At 69.5% G+C, this 19,932-nt stretch carries 4 protein-coding genes and 1 pseudogene; all 5 read right to left on the bottom strand.

Features of this window, described 5'->3' with window-relative positions:
- Nucleotides 1-63: 63 nt before the first annotated feature.
- Entirely contained in the window at nucleotides 64-1,548 is a 1,485-nt protein-coding gene (locus tag GBZ48_RS19290; protein WP_174472477.1) for an efflux RND transporter periplasmic adaptor subunit, read from the bottom strand.
- Nucleotides 1,545-2,405 (bottom strand): efflux RND transporter periplasmic adaptor subunit, encoded by an 861-nt coding sequence (locus GBZ48_RS19285; RefSeq protein WP_343049602.1) that lies wholly within the window; start codon nucleotides 2,403-2,405, stop codon nucleotides 1,545-1,547. The genes GBZ48_RS19290 and GBZ48_RS19285 overlap by 4 nt, the downstream gene beginning before the upstream one ends.
- Nucleotides 2,402-4,591, bottom strand: coding sequence for a TolC family protein (locus tag GBZ48_RS19280; protein ID WP_211105810.1), 2,190 nt, complete (start codon nucleotides 4,589-4,591; stop codon nucleotides 2,402-2,404). Before GBZ48_RS19280 ends, GBZ48_RS19285 begins: the two co-directional genes overlap by 4 nt.
- 113 nt (nucleotides 4,592-4,704) lie before the next feature.
- Complete coding sequence (locus GBZ48_RS19275) at nucleotides 4,705-18,309, bottom strand: autotransporter-associated beta strand repeat-containing protein (RefSeq protein WP_425486003.1); 13,605 nt, start codon at nucleotides 18,307-18,309, stop codon at nucleotides 4,705-4,707.
- A 114-nt stretch (nucleotides 18,310-18,423) separates the two neighbouring features.
- Nucleotides 18,424-19,734 (bottom strand): annotated as a pseudogene (locus tag GBZ48_RS37075) (DUF4347 domain-containing protein); the annotation flags it as partial.
- Nucleotides 19,735-19,932 lie beyond the last annotated feature (198 nt).

The raw sequence follows: 19,932 nt of genomic DNA, 5'->3' as shown, positions 1-19,932 counted from the left end.
GGGTGAGGGCGATGGACACGGGAGTCCTCGGGTTTGCCTTGGGGGCTGCCTCGGGGCAGGGCCTCAGATGCCCAGCGACTGGCGCAGCAGGGCCAGCGGGCGGCGGAACAGGTAAAGCGCCAGCGGCACGCGGTCGCCCAGGATCTTGGCGGTGCCGCGCAGGCCGATGCGGGGCGGGGCCTCTCCTGCTTCCAGCGCCGCCTTGACGCGGTAGGACAGCACGCCGGCGGCCGACAGGCCGGCTTCGTAGCTGGCATGGGTCAGCCGCGCCTGCAGGGGGTGGAGCGGATCCACGTTCAGGAACAGCTCCACCGGGGAACCCGGCTCCAGCACCAGGGCGTCGCCGACCGGCACCATGATGTCGATTTCCGGCGCCTGCGGGTCGGCCAGGGTCAGCACGCGCTCGCCCACCGAAACCGGCTTGCCCAGCCAGTCGTTGACGTCGGTGAAGACGGCGATGCCGGCACGCTCGGCCTTCACCGTCACCCGCTCCAGCAGGTCGCGGGCGAGCGCCATCTCGGCGCGGCGCAACTCCACCTGGGCGCGGAGCTGGGCGATGCGCGCCTTGGTCTGCGGGTCGGCGAAGGCGGCCTGCGAGGCGGTCAGCAGCTCGGCCTCCGCCTGTGTCAGCCCCTTGCGCGCCACCTCGAAGCGGCTGCGCAGGACGGTGGACTCGAAGCTGAACAGGGGCTGGCCGGCAGCCACCGGCTGGTTCGGCTGCACATGGAAGCGCTCGATCACGCCGTCCAGCGGGGCGGCGACGATCACCGGGTTGCTGGTCTGGATCTCGGCCGGGGCCAGGGTCGACATCGGCACCGGGATGGCGAGTGCGCCGGCGATGGCCAGCAGCACCAGCAGCGGCAGCAGGGCCCCGCGCAGCCCATGCCGCTTCGCCCGCTTGCCCGACAGCGCCCACCAGGCATGGCCGTAGCCTTCGGCCAGATGGCTCAGCAGCAGGATTTCACCATCGGTCCAGGGCTCGTCACGGCCGAGCCACAGGCCGGCCAGCGGCGGCGCGGCCTCCGCCGCGGTGCCGGGCGCTGCTCCCCCGGGGGCGCCCAGCGGCGCCTCCCGCGGGGTTTCCGGCTTGCGCAGCGGGCACCACAGCACCTGCGCCGGTCCCCATTCACCCCAGGCGCTGCGCACGGAGGCGGGCAGGGTGGCGGGATCGACGACATGGACGCTGTTGGCGTCATCCCCGGTGGCGACGGCGCGCACCGCCTCCTCCAGCCATTGGGCGAAGGGGGCGTTCGGCTCCAGCACCGCGATGTTGGACACCGCCTCCAGCGTCGCCCGTCCGCGCTCGCCCACCGCCAGGAAGGCCGCCTGGCGATAGGCGATCAGCCGGCGGGTCTGGTTGACGATGTGATAGCGCAGCTCCGGCGCCGTCGCCTGCCGCCAAGCCTGCCGCTGCAACTCCAGCAGCATCAGCAGGCTGTTGACGGGCTGGGCGCTTCCCTGCGGCACCCCTTGGGGCGTTCCCTGCGGCGGAGCCGCCTGCTGGGGCGGGGTCTGGGGTGATGAAGTCTGTGCCATGGCGGCGCTCATGGCTTCGCGGTTCCGGGCTTGGGGGTGCCCCCCTGGTTTCCAGCCGGCAGGGAAGACACCGCCGGTTCTGGGAAGATGGCAGTGCCGCTCATGCCGGCGATCATGCCGGACGGAACGCCCTCGCTGGTCAGTTTGGCGGTGACCTTCACCGACTGGCTGGCCGGATCGACCTTGGCACCGGGCAGCACGACCTCGCCGGGCAGGGTGGCGCCGGTTTCGTCGACGCGCAGGTCGAAGCGCTGCCCCGGTTTCAGCCAGACCAGCCAGGAGGAGGGGACGATCAGCTCCACCTTCAGGTCGCGGTCGGACAGAATCTCCAGCAGCGGCGCGCCGGCGGCGACCGACTCATGCTCCTGGATGCGGCGTTCGACCACCCGGCCGTCGAAGGGCGCCTTGATGTCGCAGCGCCGGGCCTGCTCCTCGGCCTTGCGGACATCGGCGCGGGCGACCTGGGCCTTGGCCTCGGCCAGTTGCACCTCCGCCTCGCCGATGGAGCGCAGGCTGTTCAGGCGCCGGTTGACCCGCGCCGTCACCTCGGCCGCGTTCAGCTGGGCGCGGGCGCCGTCCAGCTCCGCCTGATAGCTGGAGCAGTCGAAGCCGACCAGCAGCTCGCCGGCCTTGAAGCTCTGGCCGGCATCGACGCTCATGCGGGCGATGCGGCCGGGGATTTCGGAGGAGAGGACGGCGTGCCGCCGGGCCTCGATCAGGGCGCGGACCTGTCCCTGCGACGCATCCTGGGCCACCGCCGGGGTGGAGGCGAGGCCCCCACCCAGCAGCGCGATCAGGAGAGCGGCGCCGGCGGCAATGCCGGACCGGACATCGAGGCAGGCACCGGGCCAGCCACCGGGACGGATCACAGCGACGCGAGCCGATCGGCGGTCTGGCTGTCGGACTGCTGCTCTTGGGCCGAAAGGGTACGAACAGTGCATTCCCGCTGACTATCCTTCACACGATGGCAGAACCGTTCGGCCGCGGCGCGGTCGGCGAAACCGCCTGCGCGCAGCTGGACGATGGTCTTGCCGTCCTCGCTGCGCCGGGTGGCGACATACAGGGCGCCAACCCCGTTGCCTTCCGTTCCCCGGCGTCCCGCGATGATACTCCATTCCCGCTCGGCAAACCTGTGGCTTGCGTAAGCCCCGAGATCGGCCTGGATAACGGGAGAGAAGGAGGCCGTCGCAACCGGGGCGGCCGCCGGGGTGGCGGTTTGTGCTGCCGGGGCAGGAGCCGGAGCGGCGGCCTGAACCGGAGCGGGAACCGGCACCGGGGCAGGAGCGGGAGAGGACGCAGGCAGCGGCGCTGCGGAGGAGGCCATCACGACGGGCGTGGCGGCCGGAGCCGGTTCGGCTGCAACGGGAGCCGGGGCAGGGGCCGGAGTGGGGGCGGCCGTGACCGGAACCGGCTTGTTGACCGGCTCCGGCTTGGGGGCTTCCGGCTTCGCCGCTTCGGCCCTGCTGTCCTTCGGGGCATCCTGGGCGGCGGCCTTGGGCGCGGCCATCAGATCCTTGACGCGCATCACGCTGTTGGCGCGCTCCTGCCAGGAGGACAGGCCCCTGCCGACCGCCTGGGTCAGGGTCGGCAGATCGTCGGCCGCCATCGTCTCGGGCAGCGGGTCGACGCCGGCCGACACCATCACGCGGGAATAGGCGTTGTGCAGGTCGGCCAGCACCAGATCGCGGCGCAGGTCGGACAGCAGCGCCGTCACCTCCGACTGGATCACGCCAAGCTCGCCCACCTGCCCGGCCTCGCCGACGTTGGTGTATTGCGAGCGGATGCGGGTATCGAGGTCGGCCTGCTCGGCGGTCAGGGCGAATTCCTGCTTCAGCTCGCGGTACTGCAGCACCGCCACATGCACCTGGCTCAGCACCGCCATGCTCAGCGCCTGACGGCGGAAGGCGACAAGCTCCTCCTGCGCCTCGGCATAGGATTTGGTGGCGGGGGCGGACACCAGGTTGATCAGGTTCCAGCTGATCCGCGCGCCGTAATCGGCCCAGCGCTGGTTCACCAGGAAGCTGTTGCTGTCGTAACGCAGGGCGGCGTTGACGTCGATGCCCGGCAGCAGCTTTAGCAGCGACCGCCAGGTCTCGTCGGCGGAGATGCGCTGGTTGTAGCTTTCCTCCAGCAGCTCCGGCCGGTTCAGCAGGGCGTAGGTCTCCAGCGCCTCGGCGCCGATATCCAGCTTGGGCGGCGACTGCATGACGCTGGCCGCCGGCATCTCGATCTCGAACGGCTCGCCCGGTGGCAGGCCCATCAGCGCGCCCAGCTGCGACTTCGACGCCACCAGCTCGCGGCGCAGCGACTGCAGCTGGCGCAGCGTCTCGACCAGGGTGCGGGTGTAGTTCAGCGCCTGCAGCGGCGCCTGGACGCGCAGCGCCTCCAGCGTGCGGGCGTCGCGGCGGGCGCCCTCGACCCGCTTCTCCAGCGGCGCCAGGCGCTTCAGCAGGCGCTCGGCGGCGACGGCGCGCCAATAGGCGGTGCGCACGTCCTGCATGATGCCCTGGACGACGCGGCGGCGGCGTTCGTCGGCGATCAGCACCAGATTGGCGTTCTGCCGCGCCCGCAGATAGCTGACGCCGAAGTCCAGCACGTTCCAGGTGAAGGCGAGGTCGCCGGTGCGGCGGTGCCTGTCGGTGGCGGTGGTGCTCTCGCCCGTCCGCCGGCCGGTGGCGAGGTTCAGGCTCTCCGACCCGGCGTCGTTGTTGCGCCCGACATAGCCGGCCGCCGCCACCACGCGCGGCAGCATGTCATAGCGCGACAGGTCCAGCTGGTCGGTGGCGACCGCCACCTCCATCAGCTTCACGCGTTCGTCGAGGTTGTACTTGATGGCCCGCGCCATCGCCTCGTCCATCGAGACCGCCTTGGTCAGCGGCTCCTGCGGGGTCAGCACGACACCCAGATCCTTGCGGACGCGCGCCAGATTCTCCTCGGCCGTCAGCGGCTCGGGTTTGACCGCGCAGCCCGCGGCCAGCAGGGATGCCGTCAGAACGGCGACGGGAACCACCGAAGAAAGCAAGCGGCGGCGGAGGTGAGCGGTCGAAGTCTTCATGGTGGGAGCAATTCCGTTCGGCGGAAAAGGATTGGATGAGGGAAAAGCGACGCGGGAATGGAAAGGACGGCGGGAAGGACCCCGGGTGGGAAGAATGGGGAGCCGGGCCGCCGTCAGGCGGCCCGGCTGTCGGGCAGGACGTGGCTGGCGAGTGCGGCCAGCAGGTCGGTGGCGCCGGCCGGGCCGCCATGGGCGCGGGCGACCTGGCGGGCGAAGCCGGGGGAGACCGGCATGATCTCGGCGCGGGTGTCCGCTCCATGCTCCGCCGGCCGGCCGCTGCCGTCCGCCGGGGAGCCGCCGCCATCCTGGGGAGCGCCCTGGTTTTGCGGCTGGCCCTGCTGCTCGCCCTGGCCCTGACCTTGCTGGCCCTGACCTTGCTGACCCTGTTGGCCCTGGTTCCCCGGCTGTCCGGCCGTCGGGCCGCGGCCCTGCCCGGTGCCGAGGCCGGTCCCCCGGTCCTGGCCTTGGCCCTGAAGCTGGCCCTGACCGTTGTTCTGGCCGGTGCCCTGCGTGCCGGTCTGGCCGGGAGTGCCCTGGCCGGTGGTGCCGGTGCGAGTCGTGCCGCCCGTGCCGGTCGTGGTGCCGCCGGTGGCGGTTCCCGTGTCGCTTCCGGTCCCCGTGCCGGTCCCTCCGGGCGTGCCGCCGGTGCCGGTGCCGCCGAGGCCCGTGCCACCGAGGCCCGGGCCGCCCAGGCTGCCGCTGCCAATGCCGCTGCCCAGCCCGCCACCAAGACCGCCGCCGAGGCCACCGCCCAAACCGCCACCCAACCCGCCACCGAGGCTGCTTCCCCCCAGTCCGCTGCTGGAACTGCCGAAGCCGGAGGAACCACCGCCGATGCTGTTGAGCGTCACCGACCGGCCGGCATCCGTGCTGGACGAGCTGCCGCTGACGCTGCCCAGCGTCACCGACCGGCCGGCGTCCGTGCTGGACGAGCTGCCGCTGACGCTGCCCAGCGTCACCGACCGGCCGGCATCCGTGCTGGACGAGCTGCCGGGGATGCCGGCGCTGCCGCTGCTGCCACCGCCCGGCAGGCTCGGCCCGGCCCCGCCGATGCCGCCCAGCACGCTGCCGCCCAGCACGCTGCCGGACGACGAAGCGTTGGAGGACGGACCGTTCGACGAGGAACCGGTCACGGAGCTGCTGGACTGCGACGGACCGTTGCCGCTGCCGGTGACCGGCGTGGTGGTCGCCGGGGTGTTGGTCGTGTTGGTGGGGGATGTGGTCGTCGTCGTGACGCGGGCCACCGCGACCGTCACCGTGGTCGCGGTGGAGCTGTTGCCGACGAGGTCACGGGCCTGGATGCTGATCGACCGGCTGGTCGCCGTGCCGGCGAAGCTCGGGTCGCTGGCGCTCGACCGCAGCCCGATCGCCCGCACCGCCGCCTGATAGTCGGCGACCGACGCCACGCCGGTCAGCACGATGCCGGCGCCGTCGCGGGTCGCGGTGATGCCGGCCGGCAGGGCGCCGATCACCAGCTCGTCGCCGCTGCGGGCGTCGGTCAGGGTGACTGTCACCCGGTTCAGCGAGCTGGCATCCGACAGCGACACCGCGGTTCCCAGTGTCGCCGTGCCGCCGGCGTTCAACGTCGGATTGGTGCCGCCGGACACCGTCGGGGCCTGGGTGTCGACCGTCAGGCTCAGCGTGCCCGAGCGGCCGATGTTGCCGGCGCGGTCGGTGGCGGTGGTGACCACGCTGTGGCTGCCGTCGGCCAGCGGGGCGGTGACGGCGAAGCTCCAGCGGCCGTCGCTGCCGGTCGTGGCCGTGCCGACGGCGACGCCGTCGACGATGACCGTGACCGTGCTGTTCGGATCGGCGCTTCCGGTCAGGGTCGGACGGCTGGTGGAGATGGCGTTGGCCGTGTTGTCGACGCCGGAGATCGCCGGGGTCGACAGCACCGGCGCCGTGGCGTCGATGGTCAGCGTCAGCGCCGCCGAGGTGCCGCTGCTGTTGCCGGCGCGGTCGGTCGCCCGGCTGGTGACGGCATGGGTGCCATCGGCCAGCGGGGTGGACGGCGTGAAGCTCCAGCTGCCGTCGGAGCCGGCGATGGTGGTGCCGACCGCCACGCCGTCGACCAGGACGGTGACGGTGGATCCGGCTTCCGCCGTGCCGCCCAGGGTCGGGCGGTTGAGGTTGGTCACCCCGTCGGTGACGGAGGTGCCGGTGTCCTGCCCGGGCGCCAGCACCGGGGCCGAGGGGGTGTCCGGCGCCACGGTGTCGACCAGGACGTTCTGCAGGCCCGGCACGCCGGTCAGCGCCGTGGGCAGCGGGAGGCGGGCCTTGTCAGTGATGCTGCCGCCGTTGAGGTTCAGGCCAGTGACGGCGATGCCGTCGCCGTCGCTGTCGCCCGCCTGCACCACATAGTCGAAGCGCAGGATCGTCCCGCTGCTGCCCGCGGGGGTGTAGACCGCCTGACGGGTCTGGCCGCCGATGTCCAGCGTGATCGTCGGGGTGCCGTTGACGATCACCACCTCGCTGGCCTGGATGTAGAAGCTCAGCGTCTTGCCGAGGCCGTAGACGCCGTCGTTGGGCACGACGACGCTGCGGATGGCCGGCGCCGTGGTGTCGATGGCGATGTCCTTGTTCAGCCCCAGCGACCGCACGTCGCCCGGCATCGTCAGGGTCAGGACGCCGGCGTTGCCGGCGATGTCCGTGATCGATCCCGCCAGGGCCGAGGTGCCGACGGCGTCCAGGTCGGCGGCGGTGTCGCCGGCCTGCACCGTATAGGTGAAGGTCAGCGTGTTGGTGCCGGCCCCGCTGCTGTAGGCGGCGGTGCGGCCGGTGTTCAGCGCCAGCGTCGGCGTGCCGCTGACGGCCACCGCCTCGCTGAAGGTCACCTGGATCGAGATGGTCTGGCCGGTGGTGTAGGTGCCGTTGTCGGTGCTGGAGGTGACGTTGGTGACGGTGGGAGGGGCGCTGTCGATGCGCACGCCCGCCATGCTGGCGATGCCGCTCAGCGTGCGGATGGCGCTGTTGCCGACCAGATCGGCGATGCTGCCGCCGCTGATCGAGCCGCCGATGCCGATGCCGTCGGCATCGACCAGATTGCTGCCGACGGTGTAGCGGAAGGTCAGCGCCGTGCCGCCCGAGCCCGACAGGTAGGTCGCCTGCACCACCGTGCCGTTGTCCAGCGTGATGCCGAAGCCCGGTGTGCCGGTGACGGCGACCGCTTCGGAGAAGGTGACGGTGACGTCGATGGTCTCGCCGGCCCGGTAGGTGCCGTTCACCGCCGAGACGGCGGTGACCGTCGGAGCGGTGGTGTCGATGGCGATGTCCTTGGTCCCGGCCAGCGACGACCCGCTGCCGGTCGCCGGCAGGGTCAGCGTCGCGCTGTTGCCGGCGATGTCGGCGATGGTGCCCGACAGCGCCGCGGTGGAGGCGTAGTCGAGGTCCGACGCGGTGTCGCCGGCCTGCACGACGTAGGTGAAGGTCAGCGTCGTGCCGCCCGACCCGCTGGCGTAGGTCGCGGTCCGGCCGGTGCCCAGCGCCAGGGTCGGCGTGCCGGTCACCGTCACCGCTTCGGAGAAGACGACCTGGATCGACACGGTGTCGCCGGCCTTGTAGGTGCCGTTGGCGGTCGAGGCGGTCACCGACGACACCGTCGGCGCCGTGGTGTCGACCGTCACCGACAGGCCGGACGAGGCGGTGGAGGTGTTGCCGGCGGTGTCGGTCGCCTTGACGCTGAGGCTGTGCGTGCCCGGCGCCAGGGTGGAGCTGGTGATGGTCCAGTTGCCCGAGCCGTCTGCGGTCGTCGTGCCCAGCACGGTGGTGCCGTCGGTGTCGTACAGCGTCACCGTGGATCCCGCCTCCGCCGTGCCGCTGACGGTCGGGGTGGCGGTCCGGGTGATGCCGTCGCTGTTCGAGGTGCCGGTGTCGCTGGCCGTCGCCAGGACCGGCGTGCCCGGGGTGGCCGGCGCCGCGGTGTCGATGGTGATCGGCAGGCCGGTCGAGGCGGTCGAGGTGTTGCCGGCGGCGTCGGTCGCCTTGGCGGTGATGGTGTGGCTGCCCGGCGTCAGGGTGGAGACTGTGATCGACCAGTTGCCGCTGCCGTCCGCCGTGCCGGTGCCGATCAGCGTGGTGCCGTCGGTGTCGTACAGCCGGACCGTGCTGTTCGGCTCCGCCGTGCCGGTGAAGGTCGGGGTGGCGTTGCCGGTGATGTCGTCGGTGTTGGACGTGCCGGTGTCGGTGCCGGCGGTCATGTCGGCCGCGCTCGGCGCGCCGGGCGCCGTGGTATCGATGATGATCGCCTTGTTGGCCCCCAGCGAGTTGGCCGCCCCCGGCGTCGCCAGCGTCAGGATCGCGGCGAGGTTGGTGGAGCTGTCGACGATGGTGCCGCCGCCCAGCGCCAGTGCCGTGGTGGAGGCGTAGTCGAGGTCGGCGGAGGTATCGCCGGCCTGCACAATGTAGGTGAAGCTCAGCGTGGTGGTGCCCGACCCGCTGGCGTAGGTCGCGGTCCGGCTGTTGTTGCCCAGCGCCAGCGTCGGCGTGCCGGTCACCGTCACCGCCCGGTTGAAGGTGACGGTGATCGTGATGGTGTCGCCGGCCTTGTAGCTGCCGTCGGCGGTGCTGGCGCTGACCGACGAGACGGTCGGGTTGACCAGCGAGGTCAGGACGAGGTCGTTGCCGGTGCCGCCGGCGTAATCGACCGTGTAGAGGTCGTTGTTGCTGCTCAGCGTGGCGCCCTGCGCCAGCCCCGACAGGGTGCTGGACACCGGCCCGACGCCGGTCTGGTCGATCACCTTGTAGGTGGCGGCGTTGATGGCGGCGAAACCGTTGACCCGGATGACGGTGACGGCGCTGGAGCCGCTGGACAGCGTGACGCCGCCGCTGACGATCACCTGGTCATAGTCTGTGCCGGCGGTGGTGGTGCCGGCGATCTCGACCGCCAGGGTGCCGCTCAGCGACAGGTTGCCGTTGACGGTCAGCGCGCCGATGCCGTTGTTGGCCCCGGCGATGCCGGGCGCCAGCGTGGCGCCGGACGCGACCGTCAGCGTGTTGGACGAGCTGGCGGCGAAGATGCTGCCGGTGCCGGCCAGGGTGGCGCCGGAATTGACTGTCATTCCGGAGGTGCCACCCAGCGCCCCCGTCACCAGCAGCGTGCCCGCCGCCACGGTGGTGGAGCCGCTGTAGGTGCTGGCGCCCGACAGGGTCAGCGTGCCGGCCCCCGACTTGGTGAAGCCGGCGCTGTCCGACAGCACGCCGGACAGTGTCACGGCGTTGGCGTTGACGATGGTGCTGTCGTTCACCCAGAACTGGATGGCGTTGCCGAGGGTGACGCCCGACCCGGTGACGGTCAGGGTGCCGCCGTTCAGCGTCACCGTGCCGGTGCCGATGTTGGTGGCGTCGGTGATCGTCAGCGAGCCGTCCCGCACGCTGGTCGCCCAGCTCTGGCCGCCGTTGCTGCCGGACAGGGTGAAGGTGCCGGTGCCGTCCAGGCTCACCTTGCCGCTGCCGGTGATGGCGCCGGAGAAGCTGGTGCTGGTGTTGTTCACCCCGGTGGTCAGGGTGTTGGCGCCGATCGCCACCGTGCCGGATCCGCTCAGCGAGCCGATGGTCTCGTCGCTCGACAGGGTCAGGGTGGTGCCGGAGGCGACGGACACCGCGCTGGTGTCGCCGATCGCCGAGCCGCCCGACACCGTCAGGCCGCCGGCCGACAGGGTGGTGGCACCGCTGTAGGTGTTCGTGCCCGACAGGGTCAGCGTGCCGGTGCCGGTCTTGGTCAGCCCGCCGGTGCCGCCGATGGCACCGGAGAAGCTGGTGCTGCTGTTGTCGCCGCCGGTGGTCAGGGTGTAGCTGCCCAGCGACACGGAACCGGAACCGGCCAGCGAGCCGATGGTCTCGGCAGCACCCAGCGACAGGGTGGCGCCGGAGTCAACCGTCACCGCGCCCGTGTCGGCGATGGCGCTGCCGCCCGTTGCCGCCAGCGTGCCCGCCGACACCGTGATGGCGCCCGTGTGGGTGTTGGTCCCGGACAGGGTCAGGGTGCCGCTGCCCGACTTGGTCAGCGCCCCCGACCCCGACAGCACGCCCGACAGCGTCGCGGCCGCCGAGTTGCTGATCGTCGACCCCGACGACACCGCGATGGCGTTGGCGATGGTGGTGGCGCCGGTGATCGACAGGGTGCCGCCCGACAGGGTCGTCGTGCCGGATCCCAGGCTGGCGGCGTCGGCGACCGACAGCGTGCCGGACGACACCGTGATGCCGGTCATGCTGTTGGTCCCGCCCAGCACCACCGCGCCGGTGCCGCCGCTCGCCACCGTCAGAGAGCCGTTCGACACCGCGCCGTTCAAGGTCAGGGCCTCGGTGATGGTGTTGTTGACCGTCCGGGTCGTGCCGCCCAGATCCACGGTGCCGGTGAAGGTCAGCGCCGCCGAACCGGACATCGTCATCGTGCCGCCCAGCACGAGGTTGTTGGCGAGCGTCCGCGCGGTGGACCCCGACCCGCGCACCTTGCCGCCGTTGATCGTCAGCGTCCCGGTTCCCACCGCGGTGTCGCTGCCGAATTGCAGGATGCCGCTGCCCAGCGTCGTGCCGCCCGTGTAGGTGTTGCTTCCCGAAAGTCCCAGGACATTGCCGGCGTTGGTGCTGGCGATGCTCAGCCCGCCGCTGCCGGAGACGGTGCCGCTCAGTGTGACAGAGCCGGAAGAGACGTCGACGGTGCCGCCGCCGCTGCCGAGCGCGACGGCGATTCCGCTGTTGAAGGCCGCCGTCGAGGCCAGCGTGCCGCCGTCCAGCGTCAGCGTCGTCTGGCCCAGGCTGGCGGATGTCCCCACCGCCAGGGTTCCCGTGGTCACCGTGATCCCGCCGACCCCGGAGCCGGAGGTGTTGTTGGTCCCGGACAGCGTCAGCGTCCCGCTGCCCGACTTGGTCAGCGTGCGGGTGTTGCCGGTGATGTTGCCGCTGATCGTGACGGCCGCGTCGGTCTGGACCATGGCGTCGCCGGTCAGGGCGACCGCGTTGCCGATGGTGGTCGCGCCCGTGACCTGCAGCTTGCTTCCGGCCGCCAGGTTGACCGCGCCGGTTCCCAGATTGCCGTCGGCGGCGATGCTGATCGTGCCGGCGGAAACCGTGGTCTGCCCGGTGTAGGTGTTGGTGCCCGACAGGGTCAGCGTGCCGCTGCCCGTCTTGGTCAGGCCGTCGTTGCCGCCGATGGCGCCCGACAGCGTCACGGCGACGCCGGTGTCGATGGTGGCGCCGTTGACCCCGGTGTCGAAGGCGTTGTCGATGGTGCCCGCCCCGGTCACCGTCAGCGTGCCGCCGTTCAGCGTCACCGTGCCGGCGCCCAGGTTGGCGTCGCCGGCCACGCTCAGCGTGCCGCCGTCCCGCACCGTCATGGTGCCGGTGAAGCTGCTGCTGTTGGTGCCCGACAGCGTCATCGTGCCGGTGCCCCGCTTGTAGAAGTCGCCGGAACCGCTGAGGGTGCCGGAGAAGCCGGTGCTGGCGTCGTTGCTGCCGGCCTCCAGCGTGTTGGCGCCGATCGAGACGGTGCCGTCACCCGCCAGCGACCCCAGCGACAGGCTGGCCGCAGTCGAACTCAGGGTCGCGCCGGAGGCAACCGTCACCGCGCTGCCGTTGCCGACGGTGCCGCTGCCGCTCGCCGCCAGCGTGCCGGCGGAAACGGTGGTCGAACCGGTGTAGCTGTTGGCGCCCGTCAGGGTCAGCGTGCCGGTGCCGGTCTTGGTCAGGCCGCCGGTGCCGGACAGCACGCCGGAGAAGGTCGTGTCGCTGTTGGCGCCGCCGGTGGTGAGGGTATAGACCCCCAGCGTCACCGCGCCGGAGCCGCTCAGCGATCCGATGGTCTCGTTGGCCGACAGGTTCAGCGTGCCGCTTGCCCCGACCGATACGGCGTTGCTGTCGCCGATGGCGCTGCCGCCTGACGTCCTCAGGGTGCCGGCGCTGACGGTGGTGGCGCCGGTGTAGGTGTTGGTCCCCGACAGGGTCACCGTGCCGGTGCCGGTCTTGGTCAGGGCGCCGCTGCCGCTGACGATGCCGGACAGGGTCAGGGCGTTGGCGGTCTTCACCGTGCCGTCGTTGCTGCCGATGGTGATGGCGTTGGTCAGCGTCTGGCTGGACGCCGTGGTGGTCAGCGTGCCGCCGTTCAGCGTGATGGTGCCGCTGCCGATGGTGCCGGTGGTGCCCAGCTCCACCTCGCCGCGCAGCGTGATGCCGCCGGACCAGCTGTTGCCGGCATTGCTCAGCGTCAGCTTGCCGCTGTCGAGCTTGGTCAGGCCGCCGCTGCCGGTGATGGCGCCGGACAGGGTGACGGCGTTGGCGTTGGTGATGCTGCTGTCGGACGACAGGGCGATGGCGTTGTCGATGGTGGTGGCGCCGGTGACGGCCAGGGTGCCGCCGGCCATCGTCACCGCATCGGTGCCCAGGTTGGCGTCGCCCGCCACCGACAGGGTGCCGGCACCGACGGTGATGGTGTTGATGCCGGTGTTGCCGCTGGCGGTGTTGTTGGTGCCGCCCAGCACCAGCGTGCCGGCGCCGCTCTTGGTCAGGGCCGCGGTGTCGGTGCCGTTGTCGGCCAGCGTCGAGTTGATGGTCAGCGTGTCGCCGGTGTCGACGCTGACGCCGAAGCTGTTGCCCAGCGTGAAGCCGTTGCCGGTGATGGTGATCGACCGGTTGTTGGTGTCGCTGTCCATCGCCAGCGTCACGCCGCTGCGCACCGTCAGGCTGACGGGCAGCGTGATGGTGCCGTTCAGCGTGCTGGCGAAGCGGATGGTGACGTTGCCCGAAATGTTGTTGGCGAGCGCGATCGCTTCCCGCAGGTCCAGGCCGCCGCCGTCGGCCTTGTCGGCCGCATAGGTGCCGGCCGGCGCGCTGCTGTCGATGGCGGTGACGTCGACCACGAGGTCGTTGGTCACGCCGATGCTGAAAATCTTCTCGTAGGTGGCGGTGCCGTCGCTGACCCGGACGCGGACCGAATAGCTCTGCCCGCCGGTCAGGGTGGCGGCGTCGTTCGCCTGCAGCGAGGTGCCGGAGATGTTGAACAGCGCGTTGTTCGTGTCGCCGGTGCCGCTGACCAGCGTGTAGGTCAGGGTCTGGCCGGTGTCGGCGTCGGTGGTCGACAGGGTGCCGACCACGCCGTTGGTGCCCTCGAAGATGCTGATCGAGCTGTTCGACAGCGCGATGTCCGTCGGCGCGTCGTTGATTGAGGTGGTGGTGATCACCGTGCCGGTGTTGGCGGTGCCGCTGCTCGTCCCGTCGCTGGTGGTCAGGCTGAAGGTGGTCTGAACCGTGCCGCCCGGCGCCACCTGGTTGTTGGTGGGGGTGAAGACCAGGGCCTGCAGCAGCGTCTGCAGGGCGGCCGGCGAACTGGCGGTCAGCGTGTAGCTGCCGGCCGTGCCGCTCAGCCCGCCGCCGGCGCTCGACAGCGTGCCGTTGGCCGCGGTGTAGGTGATGGTGACGGTGAAGGTGCCGGTGGTGTCGTCGGCATCAGTCACCGTCACGCCGGCGAAGGGCGTGGTGGTGGCGTTGTCATTGACCGGGCCGGTGGCGGTGCCGCCCAGCACCGGCGCCTGGTTGACCGGCCCGGTCAGCACAATGTCGTTGCCGCCGGTGCCGGCAGCATAGCCGATGGTGACCGATCCGCTGTTCAGCGTGATCGCGGCGCCCGAGGCCAGTGAGGCGAAGGTGCCGGTGACCGCATCGCTGCCGTCGTTGGTGACGATGGCGAAGCTGTCACCGCTGGCCGACTTGGTCGGCACATAGGCGCCGGCGACCGACAGGGTAGCGCTGCCGACATCGACAGCCCCGGTGACCGCCACCTGGTCGTAGCTGCTGGAACTGGCCAGATCGACCGACAGCGTGCCGCCGGACTGGATGGTCAGCCCGCCATTGACGGTCAAGGTGCCGACGCCGCTGTTGGTGCCGGACACGCCGGGGGCCAGCGTCGCGCCGGACTGGATGGTCAACCCGCCGTTGACGGTGCCGGTTCCCGCCAGCGTGGCGCCGCTGCCCACCGTGACGGCGCCGGCGCTGGACCCGTTCAGCGTGCCGGTGACGATCAGCGCGCCGCCGCTGACGGTGGTGGTGCCGGTGTAGCTGTTGGCGCCCGACAGGGTCAGGGTGCCGCTGCCGCTCTTGGTCAGGTTGAAACCGCCGGAAACCGCGCCCGACAAGGTCAGGCCGCTGCCTGACACGCCGACGATGGTGTTGGCGCTCATGGCGACGGTGCCGCTGAGGGTGGCGCTGCCGCTGGTCACCTGCAGCGCGCCGGCACTCGACACGCCGGCGCCGGCGATGGTCAGTCCTTCGGCCAGCGAGATGCCGTCGGCGATCGCCAGGGTGGCGCCGCTCGACACCGTGGTGCTGCCGGCGGTGGTGCCCAGCGCATCGTTGTGCCCAGCCACCAGGGTTCCGGCGCTGACGGTGGTGGTGCCGGTGTAGCTGTTCGCCCCCGACAGGGTCAGGGTGCCGCTGCCGGCCTTGGTCAGGGTGTTGGCACCGGAAATGACGCCCGACAGGGTCAGGGCCTTGCCGCTGCCGACGCTGACGGTGCCGTTGCCGGTGCCCAGCGCGATGTCGTTGGCCAGGGTAACGCTGCTGCCGGTGCTTTCCAGCGTGCCGCCGGCCAGGGTGACGGCGGCGGCGCTGATGTTGCCGCTGCCGGAGATCGACAGGGTTCCCGCGCTGACGGTGGTGGCGCCGGTGTAGGTGTTGCTGCCGGACAGGGTCAGGCTGCCGCTGCCGGCCTTGGTCAGGGCGCTGCTGCCGCTGACCACGCCCGACAGGGTCAGGTCGCTGGTGGTGGTGACGGTGGTGTCGGCATTCAGCGTGACGGTGCCGCTGACTGTGTTGGTGCCGCTGGCGCTGATCAGCGCGCCGCCCGACGACACGCCGCTGCCCGAGAGGGTCAGGTTCTCGGCGATGGTGATGCCGCCCGACAGGGCGAGCGCCGCGCCGCTCGCCACCGTGGTGCCGCCGGCGGTGCTGCCCAGCGCGTTGGCGTGGCTGACCGTCACCGTGCCGGCATTGATGGTGAAGGCGCCGCTGAAGCCGCTGTTGTTGCCCGACAGGGTGAGGTTGCCGCCGGCCGCCTTGGTCAGGTTGCCCGATCCGCTGAGGGTGCCGGACAAAGTGAGGTCGCCGCCGCTGGGGGCGACGCTGATGGTGCCGCCGCTGCTGCCGATGGCGACGGCGTTGTCGATGGTGGCGGCGGTGGCGGTGAGCCGCAGGGTGCCACCGTTCAGCGTCAGGGTGCCGGCGCCGAGATTGCTGTCGGCCGACACCTCCAGCCAGCCCTTGGTGACGGTGATGCCGCCGGCGAAGCCGCTGCTGTTGCTGGTGCCGTCCAAGGTCAGGGTCGTGCTGTTGCCGGTGCCGGTCAGCGTCAGGCTGCCCGACGAGGTGCCGGTGATGGCGCCGCTGAAGGTCCCGTTGCTGCCCTGGTTGACGGTCAGGGCGTTGCCGCCCAGCGCCAGCGTGGCGCCGCTGACCCCGCTCAGCGTGCCAATGGTCTCGGTCGCCGACGACAGGGTCAACGTGGCGCCGCTCGCCACCGTTAGCGCGCTGCCATCGGCGAGCGCGGTGCCGGCGCTGCTGTTCAGCGCCAGCGTGCCGGCGTTGACGGTGGTGGCGCCGGTGTAGCTGTTGGTGCCGGTCAGGGTCAGGGTGCCGCTGCCGGCCTTGGTCAGGCCGCCGGTGCCGCTGATGACGCCGTCGAAGCTCGTGCTGGTGTTGGCGCCGCCGGTTGTCAGCGTGTTGCCGCCCAGCGTGACGCTGCCGCCGCCGGCCAGCGACCCGATGGTCTCGCTGCCGGACAGGTTCAGCGTGGCGCCGCTCGTCACCGTCACAGCACTGCTGTCGCCGATGCCGCCGCTGACCGTCAGGGTGCCGGCGCTGACGGTGGTGGCGCCGCTGTAGTCGTTGCCGCCGCTCAGCGTCGCCGTGCCGGCGCCGCTCTTGGTCACCGCACCGCTGCCGGAGATCTTGCTGGAGACGGTCAGCGTGTCGCTGCTGCCGTTGTTCAGAGTCAGCACCGTTCCGGTCGACACGGTGATGGTGCTGCCAGCGATGGTCAGGCCGCTGGCGGCGTCGGCGTCGAAGGTCAGGTTTTCCGTCACCGCCAGGTCGGAGCCCAGCGTGATGGTGCCGCTGGCCAGCCCGCTGGCGAATTTGATGGTCTGGGTGCCGGTGGTGTCGGCCAGGGCGATCGCCACCGCCTCGCGCAGGCTGACCCCGTCCGAGACATCGACGGTTCCGGCATCGGCGTTGTTGGTGACATAGATGGTGTCGCTGGTCACCGTCACGTCGGCGGTGGTGCTGCCGCCGTTGCCATCGGTCAGGCTGTAGCGGATCACGGTATCGCCGGTCGGCGTGTCGTTCCGGTACAGGATGTTGTGCATCACCGTCTGGATCAGCGTCGCGGTGGCGCTGCCGTTGAAGGTGACGGTCAGCGTGCCGTTCGTGTTGGTGACGGTGGCGAAGGCGGTGTTGGCGTTCGCCGTGTCCAGCAGGGTGCCGCCGCTCTCCGAGAAGGCGGCGTTGCTGTTGAACGAGAAGAGGTCGGACGCCAGCGGCGTCGCCGTGCCCGAGACCGAGCGGCGGACGGTCAGGACGCTGCCGGTCCAGCTGCTGGCGCCGTTCTCCGTGTCGGATGCGGTGGCGGCGGTGCCGGCATCCAGCAGCACCGTCTGGCCTTCGCCGGCCCAGGTGACGTTGTCGCCGTCCAGGTTGCCGATCACCGGATTGGTGTTGGAGGGAGCTGCCGGAACGTTGACGCTGATGCTGTTGTCCGCGGCCCCCGTGGTGAGGGACGTGACGGCGGAATTTCCGTTGTCCTTTACCGGCCCGGAGCCGAGCGTGATGGTGTAGGTGCTGTTGTCGGCATTGTCCCAGCTCCCTCCCGGCGGCGTGAAGGTGTAATCGACCACCGTGGTGTTCGTGCCGCTGCCGGAAACGATGTTGAAGCTGCTGAGCGTCAGGCCCGCAATGGCGATGTCGTCCGTGCCGATGCTCGTGGAATCGATCGTGCCATCCGTGTCGGTATAGGTGATGCGGACCGTGTAGCTGGTTCCGCCCGCCGACGTCACGTCGGGCGCGCTGGTGATGGTGGCCGTCGGCGCGGTGTTTCCACCCGATGCGGTCGTGAAGGACAGGAAGGATTTGCTGGTGATGCCGGTTCTGGTGTTGAGATTGAGGTCGGCCCTGCCGAAGATCGTAGAATCCGATGCATGCAAGGAGTTTTTCTGGAACTCGATGTAATATTGAGTTCCAGACTGCAAAAGTCCTGAGACGTTCAGCGTGATGGCGTTGCTTCCATCGCCGCTGTAAAGCGAGGTATCGGACGAACCGATATTCACAACGGCTGTGCCTGTGGAATAATCGCGAACTATTATTTTCCCTGTCCCGAAATAGACAGGCATATCGAAATTCAGGACAATATTCGACGAGGTGCTGAACGTCGAATTTCCGCTGGACGGGGTGGAGCTGGTCAGGTGGGGAACGCTGCCGGATGATGATACCAGGGTGCCTTTTGAAGCGTTGGCAGTCGTCCAGTAGTCGAAAACACCATCATTGTTGTAATCGCCAGCAAATGTACTTGAAGTGGTAATGTCAGGAAGTGTTAGTCCTGAAAATGGAGAGGAAGAATCGCTTGCAAGAACGGCATTTGCGAATGAGCCATCACGGTTGTTCTTGACATAATATATGTTTCCTCCATTTCCTGTAATCTGATAAAGAATGTCAGAGTATCCGGTTCCGCTAAAGTCAGCCACAATGATTCTGGTAAGTGGCGTTGTCGGGGAATTCGTAAAGGTTGTGGTGGAATAGCCGGTGCTGCTGCTGGCGATGAAGGTTCCCTTGCCTCCGGCTGCAGCAACCCAGAGATCCGCCTTCCCATCCCCGTTGTAATCGCCAACGAAGGTGCTTGATGTCACGAAATCGGAAAATGTCACATTCTTGAATGGAGAAGAGCTGTTCGAGGCATCCATAATATCGAATGAGCCATCTCCCTTATTCTGGGCATACTTGATTGTAGATCCATTTGGTCCATTCTGATAAAGAATGTCGGCATACCCATCTCCATTGAAATCAGCAGAAATGATGCGCCCCGACAATGCAGGGGCCGGGAAATTTGTTGTGTCCCCAAGAGTGTATCCCGTCGGGCCACTCAATATGAGAGTGCCGGTTGAATTATTGGCAGCAATCCAAAGATCCGTCTTCCCATCGTTGTTGTAATCGGATGCAAATGTATTGGATGTCGTGAAGTCGGGAATTGTCAGGCCTGCGAAGGGAGAACCCACGGAATTGGCGGTAACGATGGAAAATTTTCCGTCCTGTGTGTTTCTTGCAAATTTGATGGTGGAGCCATTCCCACCGTCTTGATAAAAAATATCGGTGTAGCCATCGCCGTCGAAGTCCCCGACCTTCACGCGGGCAGAAAGGGCGGTGGAAGGGAAATCATTGGTCGAGGGCTTGGAATAGCTGACGGTCAGCAGAGAATTGTAGGAAGCGAGAGCCGCCACGTCGCCGAAGACAGCGGTTTCCACAGGTCCGACGCGGCGCTCAAGCGTCCAATCGCCGCCGAGCACGGAAGCGCCGGTGAGATTGTCCGATGCCGCGACATCCGCCATCGTCCGTTCCGCCAGAGCGGCGATGAAGGTCGTGCCCTTTCCCGACGCGACCGAACACCCGTACAGCAGAATGTCGCCATCGGTGGTGAGGGACGCTCCCACGGTCGCCAGATCGGTTCCCCTCTCCTGCACCGACAGGCTGTCCAGTGTCAGCGTCCCGAGATTCACATAGCCTTCGTTGCCATGCGACACGACGTGAATGGCGTCATAGCCACTGTGGGTCTTCGCCCAATCGGCCATCTGGGCCAGACCGTCCTGGGTGGCGTCGAGCAGAACGACCTCCGCCCCGGCCTTGGCATCTTCCGCCAACGACAGCCAATCGTCGACGGCCGTGTCGATGAACACCACCTCCTTCCGGCCACCGTTCGCCGCCGGATCGACCTGCCGCAGAATCTGCGGGGCGAGGGACACATCGGCCGCCGGAGGAGAGGCGGCAGGCGGAACCGCATCGCCGGCGTCCGCATGCGTCGCCGCGCCCTGGTCGGCGGTCGAGGGGTCGGCATGGATGTCCGGCTGAACCGCGGCCGTGGGGTCGCTCGCCGTCGCCGCACCGGCGGCATCGAACATGAAACGCTGTTCCAGGGCCATGGCGAACCTGGACGGGGATGGTTTGCGCGTCTCGCCGGATTGCTTTCCCCCGCCGATACCCTTCGCATTCCGTGCCCGTGCCATCGTCTTTCTCCTCGCCAGACACCAGACCGCCCGGTCCTACGCCGAATGCGGTTACCTATAAGTGTGAGGCAAGGGTAAAAATATCCTTTCTAC

Origin of the sequence: Azospirillum melinis, from assembly GCF_013340935.1 — a bacterium.
GTDB lineage: Bacteria > Pseudomonadota > Alphaproteobacteria > Azospirillales > Azospirillaceae > Azospirillum > Azospirillum melinis.
This window is presented reverse-complemented; position numbering and strand designations above follow the sequence as displayed.

Bases quoted from the DNA above. Each gene is read 5' to 3' on its own strand.
- GBZ48_RS19280 (WP_211105810.1), bottom strand. From the start codon at position 4,591: ATGAAGACTTCGACCGCTCACCTCCGCCGCCGCTTGCTTTCTTCGGTG.
- GBZ48_RS19290 (WP_174472477.1), bottom strand. From the start codon at position 1,548: ATGAGCGCCGCCATGGCACAGACTTCATCACCCCAGACCCCGCCCCAG.